Genomic DNA, 16,104 nt, shown 5'->3' with positions numbered 1-16,104 from the left:
GCTTGCCTTTCGGCTAAGCGGCTAGTTTCGCGAAATCGGCGATCGCCCCGAATAACCTGCTGATCGCTGTCAGCAGGCTGAGCCGGTTGGTTCGCACCCGTTCATCCTCGGCCATGACCATCACCTGGTCGAAGAAGTCGTCGACCGCCCCCTTGAGGGTGGCGATGCCGGTCAGGGCCGCCAGGTAGTCGCCGGCAGCGGCCCGGGCCTCGACGTCGCCCCGTACCGCCAGGAAGGCCTGCTGAAGCGCGCCTTCGGCCGGTTCCTGGAAGAGCGCGGCGTCGACCGGCTGCGCCACACCTTCCTTGACAATGTTGCAGACCCGCTTGAAGGCCACGGCCAGCGACTCGAAATCGGGCCGGCCCTTGAACTCGGACAGGGCAGCGATTCGGGCGGCGGAATCGACCAGATCGTCGTAACCGGCGCTGACCACGGCATCCACCGCGTCCGAAGCGAAACGATCACCCATCAGGTTGACGAAACGACCGTGGAAGAACTCCAGCACGTCGGCCTTGACCTCGGCAACCGGCCGGGTCAGCTTGGCCGCCAGAAGATCAAGCGAGCGGGTCACCAACGCATCGAGCGACAGGCGATACCCCTTGTCGAGAATGATATTGATGATCCCGAGGGCGGAGCGGCGCAGGGCGTACGGGTCAGCGGAGCCGGAGGGAATCAGGCCGACGCCGAAGCAACCGCAGATGGTATCGAGCTTGTCGGCAAGGGAAACACAGGCACCGATATCCGAAGCCGGCAGTTCGCCGCCGGCCTGGGTCGGCAGGTAGTGCTCGGCAATGGCGATGGCAACCTCCCGGTCTTCACCGTCCAAAAGAGCGTACTCGCGTCCCATGACCCCCTGCACCTCGGGAAACTCGCCAACCATGCCGCTGACCAGGTCCGCCTTACAGAGGAACGCGGCCCGGGCCACTTTCTCCCCAACCGCCGGGCAGAGTTGCGCCGCCAGCCCCTCGGCGAGGGTCTTGAAGCGCTCCATCTTCTCGTAGGAGGTACCGAGCTTCTGCTGGTAGACGACGCTTTTCAGCGCCTCGACCCGGCTCTCCAGCCGGACCTTCCGGTCTTCGTCGTAGAAGAAGCGCGCGTCGGACAGCCGCGCCCGCAGCACCCGTTCATTCCCCTTCACCACTACCGACGGATCCTCGGTCAAGGTATTGTTGATGGTAATAAAGATCGGCAGCAGCGCACCGTTACCATCGACCACCGAGAAGTACCGCTGATGGCTGCGCATCGAGGTGATCAGCACCTCTCGCGGCACCTGGAGGAATTCGGGCGAAAAGGTCCCGTGAACGACGCTGGGATATTCCACCAGGAAGGTCACCTCGTCGAGCAGCCCCTCGTCCGGCAGCAGATGCCCGCCGACGCTCTTGGCCACCCGGTGGATCTCCCGGCGGATGATCTCCTGCCGATGCTCCGGATCGGGGATGACGAAATGGCGCTCGCACTCTTCGAGGTAATGGGCGAAGTTGCTGACCGGGAAGGCCTGGTTGGCCATGAACCGGTGGCCGCGGGAGACAGAGCCGCTCTCGATATTGCCGAAGGTGAAGGGGACGATCACCCCGTCGAAGAGGGCGACGATCCAGTGGATCGGTCGGGCGAAGCGGGTATCGAGGTCGCCCCAGCGCATCGATTTGCGGAAGGGGATGGCGGCAAGCAGCCGCGGCAGCAGCTCGACGAGCAGATCGGGAACCGGCCGGCCACTCTCCTTCTTGACCGCCGCGACGTATTCGCCTTTCTCGGTGGTCACCAATGTCAGGGTCGCCACGTCGACCCCCTGGCCGCGGGCAAACCCTTCAGCCGCCTTGGTCGGCTTGCCCGTCCCATCGAAGGCGATGTTCTTCGCCGGACCGAGGGCGGTGATTTCGGCATCGGGCTGGACCGCCGGCAGTCCCCGGATCACCAGGGCCAAGCGCCGCGGTGTGGCCAAGGTCTTTATCTCGCCGAAGGTCAGGCGGACCTGTTCCAGCTCTTTCCTGGCCAGGGCCTCCAGATCGGCCATCGCCTTGGGGAGAAATCCGGCGGGGATTTCTTCGGTGCCTATTTCGAGAAACAGTTCCTTGCTCATGTAGCAGCTTCCTTTCGGGAGCAACGGGAAAGCGGCCGCCCCACTCTGCTCCGTCTGCCACGGCCAACCACGGCACCTAGCGGTGCGGAGTCCCGGCAGAACGGAAGGGGATCAACTCCGGTCAGCTCACCGTTGGAGTCGGATCATTTTTTCAACAGCGGAAACCCAAGCTTCTCGCGCAGCTTCAGATACCCCTCGGCACAGAGCCGGGCGACATTCCGGACCCGGCCGATATAGGAGGCGCGTTCGGTTACCGAGATGGCGCCCCGGGCATCGAGAAGGTTGAACGTATGGGAACACTTCATCACGTAATCGTAGGCGGGGAGAACCAGCTCCCGCTCCACCAGCCGGATGCATTCCCGCTCGTACATCTGGAAGAGCTGGAGCAGCATCGCCACATCGGCTTCTTCGAAGTTGTAGGTGGAGAACTCGACCTCGGAGCGGTGGTGGATGTCGCCGTAGCTGACCCCCTTGACCCACTCCAGGTCGTAGACATTGTCGACCCCCTGGAGATACATGGCGATCCGTTCGCAGCCGTAGGTAATTTCGGAAGAGACCGGCTTGAGGTCGATGCCGCCCGCCTGCTGGAAGTAGGTGAACTGGGTAATCTCCATGCCGTCGAGCCAGACTTCCCAACCGAGCCCCCAGGCACCGAGGGTCGGCGATTCCCAGTCATCCTCGACAAAGCGGATGTCGTGCTTGGCGGGATCGATGCCGAATGCCCGCAACGAATCGAGGTACAGGTCGAGGATGTTCAGGGGCGACGGCTTCATGATCACCTGAAACTGATAGTAATGCTGAAGACGGTTGGGGTTATCGCCGTAGCGACCGTCGGTAGGCCGGCGGGACGGTTCGACATAGGCAACCTTCCACGGCTCGGGACCGAGGACGCGGAGGAATGTGGCAGGATTGAAGGTACCGGCCCCTTTCTCGGTATCGTAGGGCTGCTGGATTACGCACCCCTGTTTGGCCCAGTACCCCTGGAGGGCAAGAATCAGGTCTTGAAAGGTCAAGTCGGCTCCTCCTCATCCGCCGCGCCCCACGCGCGGCACGGCGGCATTCCATACATAAGAATATCTTTATCCTGTGTAAACAGGGTTTGATCAAACTGAAAAAGCGTCCAAGTTACACGCAATTAGAGTCGAAAAGCTTACAATGTATCCAACAAGGTGTCAAGGAATATCACACAGAAAGACCGAGGTCGGGGTCCACCTGGCGCAGAAAGGTCAGCGAATTGAGCGGACGCGAAAGATGAGCGGCAATGGCCCCGTCAATCAGCGGCGCCACCTCCGGCAACAGCGAGGCAGGAAAGTTCACCACGCCGAAACGGCCGGTGCGGAGTGCCCCTTCGAGCAGCGCCACCGCCGGCGGAGAAAGGATCCGCCCGGTCCGGCCGCAGGCCGGACAGTGAACCGCCCCCGCTGCGCCGATCCGCCGCTCAGCGGTCGGGGCGAGGTCGACCCCGCAGCGCCCGCAATGGTCGAGGGCCAGCCGGTAACCGAGAATATTGAGCAGATTGACTTCGAAGAAGCGCCGGTCGGAAGGAGAGGCCGTGGCACCGTCGAGGTACTCCAGATAGGCGGCCAGCAAACGGAACAGTCGCGGCACCGGCGCGGCTTCGGGAAGCAGGCGGTCGGTCAGTTCCACCGCATAGCCGGCGTGGCCGATCTTCAGCAGGTCTTCGCGGATATGGGGAAAAACGGTCACGATATCCGCGCTATGCAGCGACGACAACCCCTCCCTGAGCGTCAGCTCGACCTCCAGATGGGCGAACGGCTCCAGGGCGCCGCCGAACCGCCGCACGCTCTTCTTCGCCCCTTTCGCCACCCCCCGCAGCTTGCCGTGCGGAAGAGTACAGAGCGTGACAATCCGGTCATTATCCCGAAAATCCATAACGGCAAGCACGATGGCATGACAACGGCACTGGTCCATGGCGCGAAGGTAGCACCGGCATAGCCGTCCCGTCAACGGGACATTGCCGGCACAGCAAAAAGGGCGGCCGGCAATCCGGTCGCCCTTTCGCGATAATCTCATTCCCCAGCGCTAGCGCAAGCCGAGCCGCGCCAGGAAAATCCCCATGTACTTGTTGAGCGGATGATTGCGGTGCAGGCGGCGGAAGACCGGCGGTTTCCGGGTGCCGAGCCGGTTCAGCTCCCCGACGATCGCGTCATTATGCTGGCGACGCAGCCCCTCCCGGAAAATATCGACCGCTTCCTGGCGCATCCCCGCCAGGAGATAAATCTGACCGAGGTTGAGATAATGCACCGGATTGGCCGGTTCGTTGGCGATCGCCTCCCGCGCCAGCGCGATGGCATCGCCGAATTTCCCCCGCGTCTTCGCCTGGCAGAGGGCCAGATACGAACAGATTTCCGGGCTGCGATTAACCGCTGCTGCATGCTCGAAACAGGTTCGGGCCAGATAAATATGGTCATGACGAAGGGATTCGAGCCCCTTTGCAAACCATTCCGCTGCCAATGTTACCGACATGATACGCCTCACATTGTTACGTTCCGCAATCGGACGAGCCAATTTTACCTATCGGCTATTCAACAATCGAGCCAGCAATTTAACCGACCGAGCATGCCGTGTCGTTTACAATCGCCACTGCATAACAACTGGTAATAGTTATATTTGTCAGAATTGGCGCAATACCGGTGGGGAAATCACCATTCAGTGAAATAGCTAACTGACGGTGACAAAATGGGGAAATTGCAGCAGGCGGGCAAGGGCCGCCCCTAACCCGGGACAACAACCGCCGCGCCGCAGAACGCGCCGCGCCGTAAATCCTCCAAAGCTTCGTTGGCCGCCGCCAGAGGATAGGCAGTCGCCTCGGTCTGGATCGGAATTCGGGGCGCCAAGGCCAGAAATTCCTCGCCATCCTGCCGGGTCAGATTGGCCACCGACCTAAGGGAACGCTCACCCCAGAGAAGGTCGTAGGAAAAAGCCGGGATTTCGCTCATATGAATCCCGCCGCAGACCACCACCCCCCCTTTGCGCACCACCCGCAGGGCGGCCGGCACCAGCTCGCCGGCCGGAGCGAAGATAATCGCCGCATCGAGCTCCTCCGGTGGCCGCTGCTCGGCGCTGCCGGCCCAGCGCGCCCCCATCCGGCGGGCAAACTCCTGCCCCGCGGCATCGCCGGCCCGGGTGAAGGCGTAGACCTCCCGCCCCTGGAAGCGGGCCACCTGGGTGACCAGGTGGGCTGCGGCGCCGAAGCCGTAGATGCCGAGCCGCGGCCCCTCGCCCGCCATCACCAGCGAGCGGTAGCCGATCAGGCCGGCACAGAGCAGCGGCGCCGCCTGGAGATCGGGATACCCCGCGGGGATCGGGAAGCAGAACCGGCTGTCGGCTACGGTATACTCGGCAAAGCCGCCATCGATCTGGTAGCCGGTGAAGCGGGGCACGTCGCAGAGGTTCTCCCGACCGCTCTGACAGTAATGACACGTGCCGCAGGTGGAGCCAAGCCACGGCACGCCGACCCGGGCACCGCTTTGGAACCGTCCCCCGCCAGGGCCGGCGGCAACCACCGAGCCGACGATCTGGTGCCCGGGGATCAGCGGCAGTTTCGGTTCCGTCAGTTCACCGTCGATGATATGGAGATCGGTGCGGCAGATGCCGCAGGCATGGACTTTCAACAACAGCTGCCCCGGTCCCGGTTCGGGGATCGGCATCTCGGTCAGCTGTAGCGGCCGACCGACCCCGGTGAAGAGCATTGCGCGCATGACTGATCCCTCCCGCTTTCCCAAAGTGCCGACACGTTACGCCCCTTCGCGCTGCCGGCCGAACCGTTTCGCCAGCTCCGCCAGACACTGCTCTTCGCTCTCAAAGAGGATTCCCCGGAGCCCGCGGCTTTCGGCCCGCACGACGTTGGCCAGCATATCATCGATAAAGAGTACCTCATTCGGGGTTAGCCCCAATTCGCCGACCACCTCGTCGAATAGCGACGGATCGCGCTTCCCCTTGCCAAGACGATAGCTGGAAAAGACCCGGTCAAACTCGCGATAGAAGCCGAACCGCCGGTCGAGCTCCTCCAGCCAGTCGGTCTGGTCGCTGAGAATGGCGACCCGGTAGCCTTGGGCACGTAGGGAGCGAACCATCGCCAGCAGCCGGGGGCGGAGCACGAACCGGTCGAGAATGGTGGCAGTGAGAGCGGCGTCATCCCCCCGCAGGCCGCTCTGCTGCCGCAGCACCCGCCAGAATTCGGCCTCGCTCCCCCGGCCGACGACGTAGCCGGTACGGTAAATCGCTTCCATCCCAGCGCCGTGGACGGCCAGCGGGTCGAGCCCCTGGCGATGGGCCAGCGCAAAGAGCCCCTCCCGAAACCCCTCTTCGGCCAGCACGCCGCCAAAATCGAAGAGCACCGCCCGCACCCTGCCGGCAGTTTGGCCGAGTCGGGCATGGAACAACGACTGCCAGTGGCGGGGATCGCCCCAGCCGGCGGCGGGATCGGGAACGACGATCCGCAATTCGTCGAAGCTGAGCCGCTGCCGGTCGAGGATAACGGTCCGGGCGGCCTGTTGTTTCTCCGCCAGCGGCAGTTCGGCATAGAGGAGGCTCAAATGAGGGCGGAATTCGTCCGCGGGCTGCCGGTCCAGGGCTCCCCACGCCGCGGCATGCAACCCGGCCAGTTCCGGCGAATCGGCAAATTCGATGAACAGGCTTCGGAAATATTCCGCGCTCGTCCCGATACCGTTAATAACCAAGTCGAACGGCGCCAGCCGCGCCGCGGCGGCCGCCAAGGCATCCATCAGCGGCTGCAGTTCGGCAACGTCGGTATAGGAGCCGCTACAGACGGTGAGATGGGGGGCAAAGGAAGGGAGGTCGTAGCGGCCGGCCAGTTCGCGAATCACCCCCTCGGCCCAGGCGGCGTCGGCCGCCGCCGGCAGCAGGAAGACGGAAAATCGGCGCAAGGGCGTGCTCATGCGCCACTCCCGGCACGCTGATAGGTGACCCAGCTGAGCGGCGGATCGCCCGGTACTTCCTGGCGGTCCGTTTCGACAAAATCGGCGAACAGCTCGGGAAAAGTGGTATCGCCCGGATAGGCCCGATGGATGATCGTCAGATAGATTCGCTCGGCCAGCGGCAGCGCCTCCCGGTAAAGTTCGCCGCCGCCGCAGATAAAAACCTCCGCTGCGCCGGGCGCCAGGGCCAGGGCCTCGGCAAAACTTCGCGCCACCACCACGCCGGCGGCTCGGAACGTCGGCTGCCGGCTGAGGACGATGTTCAGCCGGCCGGGGAGCGGCCGGCCGATAGCGGTGAAAGTCTTCCGTCCCATGATCACCGGGTGGCCGATGGTGAGCGCCTTGAAGCGCGCCAGGTCGGCCGGCAGATGCCACGGCAGGGCGCCGTCCCGGCCGATCACCCGGTTTTCCGCCATCGCGGCGATCAGGGAGACAATCATGCCGCCTCCTCGTACTCCAGGACTTCGCTGGTGACAATCCGGCGGGTGGCGGTCAGGTAGCCGTACCACTTGTAGAACATGTCGAGGAGCGAAACGATTGCCAGGAGCGCCATCACCACCACCAGGGCGGCATTGAGCCGGAAGGTGAGCGCCTCGCCGGCGGTGGCCGCCCGGGCGGCCTTGCCGAGGAAAGAGCCGGTCAGGGTCCAGGAGGCGGCGAAGGTGGTCAGGTACATGAAGACCATCGGCACGAAGGTCGTCCAGGCGTAGCGGACCTTGCCGGACTTGATCAGGATGGTGGTGCCGATGCCGAGGGCGATCGCCGCCAGCAGCTGGTTGGAGACGCCGAACATCGGCCAGATGGTGGAAACGTTGCCGGAGTGGATCAGGTACGCCCAGGCGGCCACCACCGCCAGGCTGGTGGCAATGATCCCCGGCAGCCAGCGCGGCTGGCCGAGGGGCTTGTAGATGCGGCTCCCCAACTCCTGGAGGAGAAAGCGGGCCACCCGGGTACCGGTATCGACGGTGGTCAGGATGAACAACGCCTCGAACATCAGGGCGAAATTGTACCAGTACGGCATCAGCCCCCGCATCCCGGGAATCGCCGAGAGGATGGAGGCCATCCCCACCGCCAGCGAGACCGCGCCGCCGGGGCGTCCGGCGATGTCGGTGCCGACCATGGCCGAGAGTTCGCGCACCCGCTCCACCGGAAAGCCGAGGGCCGTCACGGCATCGAAAGAAAGCTTGGTGTTGATGGCGAAATAGTCGCCGGGAACCAGAATGGTGGCCGCCACCAGCGCCATCACCGCCACGAACCCTTCGACCAGCATGGCGCCGAACCCGATCATCGGGATTTCCCGTTCCGAGGTAATCATCTTCGGCGTCGTTCCCGACGAAATCAGAGAATGGAAGCCGGAGACCGCACCGCAGGCGATGGTGATGAACATGAAGGGAAACAGCTTGCCGGGGATGATCGGCCCGCCGCCGGCGACGAAGCGGGTCACCGCCGGCATCTGGATGGTCGGCGCCATGCAGACGACCCCGACCGCCAGCAGCAGCACCGTACCGATCTTCATATAGGTGGAGATGTAGTCCCGGGGACAGAGGAGCATCCAGACCGGCAGGATCGAGGCGACCAGGCCGTAGCCGGCCATCGCCAGCACCAGGCTCCCCTTGGAGAGGTTGAAGAACGGTTCGAGGGCGGAGCCGGGGATGTAGTGGCCGGCAAAGACCGCCCCGAGCAGCAGGGCGAAGCCGATGGCGCTCACCTCGCCGACCCGCCCCGGCCGGAGCCGGTAGAGGTAGAGACCCATGAACAGGGCAATCGGAATGCTGAGGAAGATAGTGAAGGTCCCCCAGGGACTCTTGGCGAGGGAGTTGACCACCGCCAGACCGAGGCCGGCCAGGGCAACGATCAGGATGAAGAGGATCGCCAGGGACGCCGCCAGACCGCCGACCGGGCCGATCTCGTCCTTGGCGATCCGGGCCAGGGAACGGCCGTTGCGCCGCACCGAGGCGGCCAGGATCACCATATCGTGGACCGCCCCGACCAGCACGGCACCGACCAAGAGCCAGAGGAAGCCGGGGAGATAGCCGAATTGGGCGGCGAGCATCGGGCCGATCAGCGGGCCGGCGCCGGCGATGGCGGCGAAGTGGTGGCCGAAGAGCACCCAGCGGTTAGTGGGATGGAAGTCCATGCCGTCCGCCAGGCGGCGGGCCGGCGTCTTCAGCGCCGGGTCGAGGGCCAGCACCCGGGCGGCGAGAAAGGCGCCGTAGAAGCGGTAGGCCACCAAGTAGAAGCAGCCGGCCGCGGTCACCAGCCAGAGGGCATTGACCTTTTCCCCGGGATTGACGATCCCCGCCACCACCGCCAGGGAAACCGCCGCCACGCACGCAATTACCAGCCAGACCACTTTGCCGACCATGGCTTCACCTCACCGGGCGGAACCGGCCAGCGCCCGCTTCGCCCCCCGATTAATTGGCTGCCGCCCGCCATTCCCGGGCGGCAAACCGGTTAGCGCTTTCCAATATAGCGCACCCACCAGCGAAGATGCAACCATGGCATGCCCGGCTGTCGCTACTCCGCCGTAACGGCCGGTCTGGGCCGGTAGCGGTCCGGTTGGGCAAAAAAGGTAATATCGGCATAGCCCGCATGAATTGTGCCCGAATGGCGCACCCCGGCAGGAATCAGGTAGCGGTCGCCCTTGCCGAAGGTATGCGGTACCCCGTCGATCACCAGGTCGATCCGCCCTTCGAGAACAATCCCCCACTGTGCGGCATGGGCATGTTCCGGCAATTCCGTCTCTTCGGCAAAGTGCATGAAGAGAATCTGCTCCCCGGTTCCCTGGGCAAGGAAGGCGGTGGCGCCAGCGAGCGGCAGGTCGGCCAGCGGCAGCTGGCGCACCGCGGCAGGGAAAAGTTCGTCGATGGTCATTTTCCGGCCCCCGCGGCAACCGTGGCGAGCCAGGCGGCGGTCGGCAGCACGGTGGCGAAGCGAAGCTGCTGGGTGACGAGCACCGCCCGGTGCAGCTCTTCGGCGGTGACCGAGCCGGCACTATTGCTGAAGGCGAGGGTTCCGGTGGCATCGCTGAGGAATTCCACCGTGAAACCGCGGTGGAACGCCTCGCGGGAGGTGGTGTCGCAGCACATCTGGGTCATGTAGCCGCAGATGACCACCGTTTCGATCTGCCGTTCCCGGAGCCACGCTTCCAGGTTCGTGGCGGTGAAGCTCCCCGGCAGGCTCTTTTCGAGGAGCAGTTCGAAAGGGCGCCGCGCCACTTCCGGATGCAGCTCCCAGGCCGGACCGCCGCGGCGGAAGGCGGGCGCATCCGGGGCCGCGGCCCCGTGGCGGATCACCACCACCGGCATCCCGGCCGCCGTCGCCGCATCCATCGCGGCGAGGATGTTTGCCAGGCTCCCCGGCGGATAGACCACCGGCAGCACGCCGGTGAAATATTCGTTCTGCACGTCGATCACCAACAAGGCACGCTTCATGATTCCTCCGCAGCTCGTGTCACCGGTTCAGCGAGGCAGGGTCTCCACATGCCCCCCCTCGCTGCTGTCGTAAATGAGGACCTTTTCGTACTGGCCGTAGCCGCGCGGCTTCACCTTTTCCGGTTCGGCGGGCGGCACCGCGACGGCGGGGGATGCCGCCACGTCCTCGCGGGGGAGCAACTGCGCCGCCGCCGGATCTTTTTCCCGGGGTGCCAGGACGCGCCCTTCGCCGGGGGGAGACCCAGTCGGCGCCTCGCCCGCCCGGACGACCGGCGGGGAGGGGACCAGGCAGACAAGGGCAACGAGCAGCAACAGCGCCTGTTTCATCGTCGTCAACCTCCAGACAAGAATTAATGGCACCTTTCCGGGACAATCCGTCAGGGCTCCCCGGCCAGCGCCCGGCGCAGCACATTGAGCCGGCGACCGGCATCGAGGACAATGCCGTTCGCCGTCCGATGGGGCGCCAGGAAGGCGAGGATCTCCTGCTGTACCGCCGCGGAGCGCTTGGCGAAATCGGGGAGCTTGGCGGCAAGAACGTCATCGGCATCGGCAAACTGGAACAGGATGCGGAACGGGACGGTCTCGCCCACCGTCCAGCCGGCCAGGGCATGCATCGCCCGGATCGCCGCCTCCTGGGCCGGCCGCTCGTCGCCGCTGCCGGCGCCGAACCGCTCCTTGAGCTCGGTGAAGGAGCCCCCCGCCCCCGGTTCCACCACCACGATCACTCCGCCGTCCGCCACCAGCCCGGCAACCGTCCGGAGATGGGCGCCCATCTCGGCAACCGGCACATGGTGCAGCGACAGGGTATAGAGGACCGCCGCGAATCGGGTCTCCTCGCCCGCCACGGCAAAAAAATCGCCGAAGTCGGGGGCAATGGCCCGAAAGGTCACGTTGGCGGCCGGCACCCGCTGCCGTGCGTACTCCAGGGCGGCGACATCCGGGTCGACGGCCACCACCCGGGCGGCATAGCGGGCCAGGTCGCGAGTAATCCGGCCGGTGCCGCAGCCGACTTCGAGGACGGCTTTCCCGACGATGTCGGCATGGGCAAGAATGGTCGCAATGTATTGATCGGTCGGGTCCTGAATCATCGGCTCTCTCCCCTGGCTCAGCGCAACGTTACCACTGTCGCCCCGTCGCCCCCCTCGAACGGCTCGCCGGGACGGAACTCGCGCACCAGCGGGTGGCCGTCGAGATGCTCGCGCACCGCCCGCATCAGCGCTCCGGTCCCCTTGCCGTGGACGATCCGCAGCTCGCCGTACCCTTCGAGCGAGGCGCGGTTGAGGAACTGTTCCAGGCGGGTCAGGGCATCGTCCACCCGCAGGCCGAGCAGTTTCAGCTCGTGGGGGAGTTCCGGCTCCGGCGTTAGCGTTCGCCCGGTTTTGCGCGGCTGGGGCTGGGCGGCTTTCCCCCGCCGCGGCGCCAGGTCGCCGAGCGCCACATCGAGTTCCATCATCCCGGCCCGCACCCGCAGCCGGCCCCCCTTGCGGTCGATGGCGATCACCGTGCCGTCATAGCCGAGGCCGGGGACAAAGACGGTGTCCCCCTCGCGAAGCGCCTCGAGGGAGAGCTGTTCTTCCGGGTGGAACGCCCGCAGCTGCGCCGCCAGCCGTTCCTCGGTTTCGTCGATTTTCCGCCGCGCTTCCCGGCTCCGCTCCCGGCGGGCCTCGTCGATGATGGCATTGACCTCGCGCCGGGCATTGCGGACGAGTTCCCGGGCCTCGACCAGCGCCTGTTCCACCATCTCCCGCTTCTGCCGCTCCGCCTCGGCCAGCCGTGCCACCGCCCGGCGCTCCCGTTCCTCCGCCGCCCGCAGCTGCTCCGTGGCAGCGGTCAGTGCCTCCTCGTGCCGCCGGCGCTGTTCCTTCAGCTCGGCCAGCAGGTCGTGGAATTCGGTCTCCATGGTGCCGAGCATGCCGGTGGCAAACTGGACCACCCGTTCCGGCAACCCGTAGCGGCGGGCGATCTCCAGGGCGTGGGACTGCCCCGGCTCGCCGCTTTTCAGCCGGTAGAGCGGCGTGAAGGTCTCCCGGTCGAACTCCATCGAGGCGTTGACCATCCCCGGCCGTTTGTGGACAAAACCGACGATATCGGTCAGATGGGTGGTAGCCGCCACCAGCGCCCCATGCCGCTGCAGGTCGTCGAGCACCGCGCAGGAAATGGCTGCCCCCTGCACCGGCTCGGTACCGGTGCCGAGCTCGTCAAGCAGCACCACCGTCCGCTCGTCGGCCCGTTCCAGGATCCCGGCGATGTTGGAGACGTGGGCTGAAAAGGTGGAAAGGCTCTGCTCGATGGATTGTTCGTCACCAATATCGACCAGAAGGTCGGCGATCACCGGAAAGGTCGAGGTGGCGGCAGCCGGCACCGGAATCCCGCTGAGGGCCAGCAGCAGCAACAGCCCGGTGGTCTTGAGGGCGATGGTCTTGCCGCCGGCGTTCGGGCCGGTGATCACCATCACCTCCGCCGCCGCCCCCCCCGCGCCGCTCCCGAGCGTCAGGTCGAGCGGCACCACCTCCCGGCCGCCCCGCTGCCGCTGCAGGAGCATCAATAGCGGATGCCGTCCCTCCCGGAGCCGGATTTGCCGCTCTTCGTTGATCGCCGGCCGTTCGGCGTCGACCTGGTCGGCAAAGGCGGCAACGCTGTTGAGGAGATCGAGCTGAACCAGGGTGGCGAACTGGGCCTCCAGCGCCTCCGCTTCCGTCCGGAGCTGCCGGCAGATGGTCCGGACGATCCGGATCATCTCCGCCTTCTCCTCGGCGCCCAGGTTCTCCAGCTCGTTGGCCAGGCCGATGATCTCCAGCGGCTCCATGAAGGCGGTCTCGCCGGAGTTGGAGACGTCATGCACCACCCCCGGCACCATCCCCTTGGAATCCATCCGCACCGGAATCACCCAGCGGCTCCCCCGTTGGGTAATGAAATCGTCCTGCAGGAACGGGGCGACACCGGTTTCGCGGACGATCTCGGCGAGCCGGCGACGGATCCGCTCGGTCAGCTGCCGCTTGCGCTGCCGCAGATCATAGAGGAGCGGCGACGCAGAATCGAGGATGTTCCCTTCGCTGTCGAGCGACACCTCCAGCTCATCGAGCAGGTCGGGAAAGCCGGTCAGTTCGCCGGCCAGCCGCTGCAAGAGCGGGATATCGGTCCGGTAGGCAAACTGCCGAGCCAGGGCGGTCATGATCCGGAGTACCGGAAAGAAGACCACCAGTTCCGTCGGATCGAGCACCGCCCCTTCGGGACGGACCGCCACCATCACCGGGGTAATGTCGGCAAAGGAGGCGAGCGGCAGGGCCAACCCCAACCGGCCCAGCTGGCGGATTTCCTCCACCTGGCCGAAACGTTCTTCGATCGCCGGGCGGTCGCCTAAGGGCGCCAACCGGCCGATCGCCGTCCCGGTAGCATCGCTGTGGGCATGTCCGCCAATCACGGTAAGGACTTTGTCGTATTCGAGGATTTGCAGGGTTTCGTGCTTGATCATCAGCTAACCTTTATGGCATGGCGGGAAGGAGTGCAGCGCCGGGAGGGCACCCGAACGTTGTCACTCTTCCCCCTGATCGTTTATTCCCCGGTATTTCACCGCTGTCCGTTTGCGGCGCCGGCTCTTCTGCTTGCGGAGTTTTTCCGCCTTGGCATCGCGGATCGTTGCCCCGCGCTGCAAGCGCTCCAGTCGCTCCAGAAGCTCGCGCCGGGCCAGGAAACGGTTCACCGACTGACTGCGCTCCCGCATGCATTTTACTTCGATGCCGGTGGGGCGGTGGCGGAGCTGGACGCAGCTGGAGGTCTTGTTGACATGCTGCCCCCCCTTGCCGGAAGAACGGAGGAACGTTTCCTCCAGATCCCCTTCCGTCACCCCCAGCTCGGCCATCTTCTCCCGCAGCCAGCGATTTTTCTCCTCGCTGACGGCAAAAACCGGCACCGTCATGGCTCAGACCTCGCCGTTTGCCTTGTCGAACAGGTAGACGGAGCGCCGTTTCTGCCCAACGAGCCGTCCCAGCAGCGGCCCCGCCACTGCCGCCAGGATCAGCAGGCAGCCGAACCCTTCCCGGGGGGTCAGCCGTTCGTCGAGGAAGAGCATCCCGGAGAACATGCTCCAGACCGGGTCAAGGGTATAGATCAGGCCGGCCTTGGTCGGGTTGACGTACCGTTGATAGGCGTTCTGCAGGGTGAAGGCCACCACCGTCGGGAAGACGGCGCAATAGACGACGGCCCAGACAGAAGTGGCACCGACGGTGAAGCGCGGCCACGGCAGTGCCAGGCAGAGGAGGCCACCGGCCAGGGCGACGGTGGCGAACTGTACCAGGGTGACGAGATAGAGGTCCTCGTCGCGGAGAACCCGGGAAACCGTCAGAATGTGAATCGCGATGAACAGGGCGCAGACCGTCGACACCAGGTCGCCCCGATTGAAACCGCCGTTCCCGCCGCTGGCCAGTGCCCAGACGCCGACCAGCGCCAGCAGGATGCCGGCAAAGGTGAGCCGGTCGACCCGTTCCCGCCAGAGGGTGAACGACAGGAGCGGGATGATCAGGACAAAGAGGTTGTTGAGATAGCCGGCCCGGGAAATGGAGGTGCCGGAGACGCCGAAAACGAAGGTCAGGTTGACGAGCGTCAGGGCCACACCGACCAGCGCCCCTCGCTTGACGGTTGTCAGATCGAGCCGCCGGAGCCGGGGGAGGCAGAGTCCGCCCATCAAGAGCGCCGCCAGGGCGAACCGGAAAAAGAAGAACTGGACCGGCGGGATCTCCCGCAGTCCGATCTTGTTGAACAGAAAACTCCCCCCCCACATCACCGTGCTGAGGAGCAGAATGGCCGTCGCCTTCGTCTGGAGCATCATTGCCGGATCACGCGCTGTCTGCATCCCCCTATTAAAGACTGGCCGTCCATGGAAGTCAACATGGAGTTTGCTCGGATTTTCACCATGGCGATTGCGTATCTATGCAGGAGTGCTAGACTTGTCTAACCGGTCATTATGTATACAGTTTCCTCTGGAAAGGAGGGACGCGGAATGATTGCCATCACCGATCCCCGCATCGAGGAATACCTGATGCGGCTGGCACCGGAAGAGGACCCCTATGTGCAGGAAATGGAGCAGTTGGCCAGGGAACGGCGTTTTCCCATTGTCGATCGCCTCGTCGGCCGGCTCCTCTACCTGCTCACCCGGCTCAGGCAACCCCAACTGGTGGTCGAGCTCGGCTCCGGCTTCGGCTATTCGACCTGGTGGTTCGCCCGGGCGATCAGCATTACCGGCAAGGTGGTAATGACCGACCACGACCAGGAAAACATCGATTACGCCCGGCGAATCTTCCAGGAAACCGGCCTTGCCGACCGGATCGAATTCAGGGTTGGCAACGCCCTGACTATTGGCCGCGACTACGACAACATTGACCTGCTTTTCATCGATGTCGACAAGCAGGATTATCGCCAGGCGGCGGAAATCATGCTCCCCCGCCTGGCCAAAAACGCTTTGATTATTGCCGACAATGCTCTCTGGTACGGGCGGGTGGCGGAAGGGAACGACGATCCGGAAACCAGAGGGATCGCCGAGTTCAACCGGTTCATGTTCGCCCGCCGCGATTTTTTCACCACGATCCTTCCCCTCCGCGACGGAGTCCTCCTCTCCTACAAGTACGGCTAGGAATCG

General features: G+C 64.9%; 16 protein-coding genes. 1 reads left to right on the top strand and 15 read right to left on the bottom strand.

The window, feature by feature from the left end; genetic code table 11:
- Positions 1–13: 13 nt before the first annotated feature.
- From glyS to QMN23_RS03115, 15 genes are all read right to left on the bottom strand, one after another.
- Entirely contained in the window at positions 14–2,077 is a 2,064-nt protein-coding gene (gene glyS, locus QMN23_RS03185) for a glycine--tRNA ligase subunit beta (protein ID WP_282001726.1), read from the bottom strand.
- A 143-nt stretch (positions 2,078–2,220) separates the two neighbouring features.
- Positions 2,221–3,090, bottom strand: coding sequence for a glycine--tRNA ligase subunit alpha (gene glyQ / locus QMN23_RS03180; protein ID WP_282001725.1), 870 nt, complete (start codon positions 3,088–3,090; stop codon positions 2,221–2,223).
- Positions 3,091–3,259: 169 nt separating this feature from the next.
- A complete protein-coding gene (gene recO / locus QMN23_RS03175; protein WP_282001723.1) occupies positions 3,260–4,009 on the bottom strand; it encodes a DNA repair protein RecO in 750 nt (249 codons plus the stop codon).
- A 111-nt stretch (positions 4,010–4,120) separates the two neighbouring features.
- On the bottom strand, positions 4,121–4,564 hold the full coding sequence (locus tag QMN23_RS03170) for a tetratricopeptide repeat protein (protein WP_282001722.1): 444 nt from the start codon (positions 4,562–4,564) through the stop codon (positions 4,121–4,123).
- Positions 4,565–4,812: 248 nt separating this feature from the next.
- Entirely contained in the window at positions 4,813–5,799 is a 987-nt protein-coding gene (locus QMN23_RS03165) for a zinc-dependent alcohol dehydrogenase family protein (protein ID WP_282001721.1), read from the bottom strand.
- 36 nt (positions 5,800–5,835) lie between these two features.
- Positions 5,836–6,999, bottom strand: coding sequence for an HAD-IA family hydrolase (locus QMN23_RS03160; RefSeq protein ID WP_282001720.1), 1,164 nt, complete (start codon positions 6,997–6,999; stop codon positions 5,836–5,838).
- The gene (locus tag QMN23_RS03155) at positions 6,996–7,478 is read right to left on the bottom strand and encodes a dihydrofolate reductase (RefSeq protein ID WP_282001719.1); all 483 of its coding nucleotides are present in this window, start codon (positions 7,476–7,478) and stop codon (positions 6,996–6,998) included. The genes QMN23_RS03160 and QMN23_RS03155 overlap by 4 nt, the downstream gene beginning before the upstream one ends.
- On the bottom strand, positions 7,475–9,403 hold the full coding sequence (locus QMN23_RS03150; protein WP_282001718.1) for a carbon starvation CstA family protein: 1,929 nt from the start codon (positions 9,401–9,403) through the stop codon (positions 7,475–7,477). Before QMN23_RS03150 ends, QMN23_RS03155 begins: the two co-directional genes overlap by 4 nt.
- 152 nt (positions 9,404–9,555) lie before the next feature.
- On the bottom strand, positions 9,556–9,912 hold the full coding sequence (locus tag QMN23_RS03145; RefSeq protein ID WP_282001717.1) for a cupin domain-containing protein: 357 nt from the start codon (positions 9,910–9,912) through the stop codon (positions 9,556–9,558).
- Positions 9,909–10,472: a cysteine hydrolase family protein gene (locus QMN23_RS03140; protein ID WP_282001716.1), complete on the bottom strand. Its 564-nt coding sequence runs from the start codon at positions 10,470–10,472 to the stop codon at positions 9,909–9,911. Before QMN23_RS03140 ends, QMN23_RS03145 begins: the two co-directional genes overlap by 4 nt.
- Positions 10,473–10,499: 27 nt before the next feature.
- Positions 10,500–10,799, bottom strand: coding sequence for a hypothetical protein (locus tag QMN23_RS03135; RefSeq protein WP_282001715.1), 300 nt, complete (start codon positions 10,797–10,799; stop codon positions 10,500–10,502).
- Between the two features lie 50 nt (positions 10,800–10,849).
- Positions 10,850–11,560, bottom strand: a complete 711-nt coding sequence (locus tag QMN23_RS03130; protein WP_282001713.1) for a class I SAM-dependent methyltransferase — start codon at positions 11,558–11,560, stop codon at positions 10,850–10,852.
- Between the two features lie 17 nt (positions 11,561–11,577).
- Entirely contained in the window at positions 11,578–13,944 is a 2,367-nt protein-coding gene (locus tag QMN23_RS03125) for an endonuclease MutS2 (protein WP_282001711.1), read from the bottom strand.
- Positions 13,945–14,004: 60 nt separating this feature from the next.
- A complete protein-coding gene (locus QMN23_RS03120; protein ID WP_282001710.1) occupies positions 14,005–14,388 on the bottom strand; it encodes a peptide chain release factor family protein in 384 nt (127 codons plus the stop codon).
- A gap of 3 nt (positions 14,389–14,391) precedes the next feature.
- Positions 14,392–15,321 carry a DMT family transporter gene (locus QMN23_RS03115; RefSeq protein ID WP_282001708.1) on the bottom strand — a complete coding sequence of 310 codons (930 nt, stop codon included), beginning with the start codon at positions 15,319–15,321 and terminating at the stop codon, positions 14,392–14,394.
- 147 nt (positions 15,322–15,468) lie between these two features.
- Between QMN23_RS03115 and QMN23_RS03110 the strand changes: the two genes are divergently transcribed.
- Positions 15,469–16,098: an O-methyltransferase gene (locus QMN23_RS03110; RefSeq protein WP_282001707.1), complete on the top strand. Its 630-nt coding sequence runs from the start codon at positions 15,469–15,471 to the stop codon at positions 16,096–16,098.
- Positions 16,099–16,104: the final 6 nt, after the last annotated feature.

The sequence above is a fragment of the Geotalea uraniireducens genome (assembly GCF_027943965.1).
Classification (GTDB): domain Bacteria; phylum Desulfobacterota; class Desulfuromonadia; order Geobacterales; family Geobacteraceae; genus Geobacter; species Geobacter uraniireducens.
Note: the sequence above shows the minus strand (reverse complement) of the source record. Positions and strands in the feature narration are given on the sequence as shown.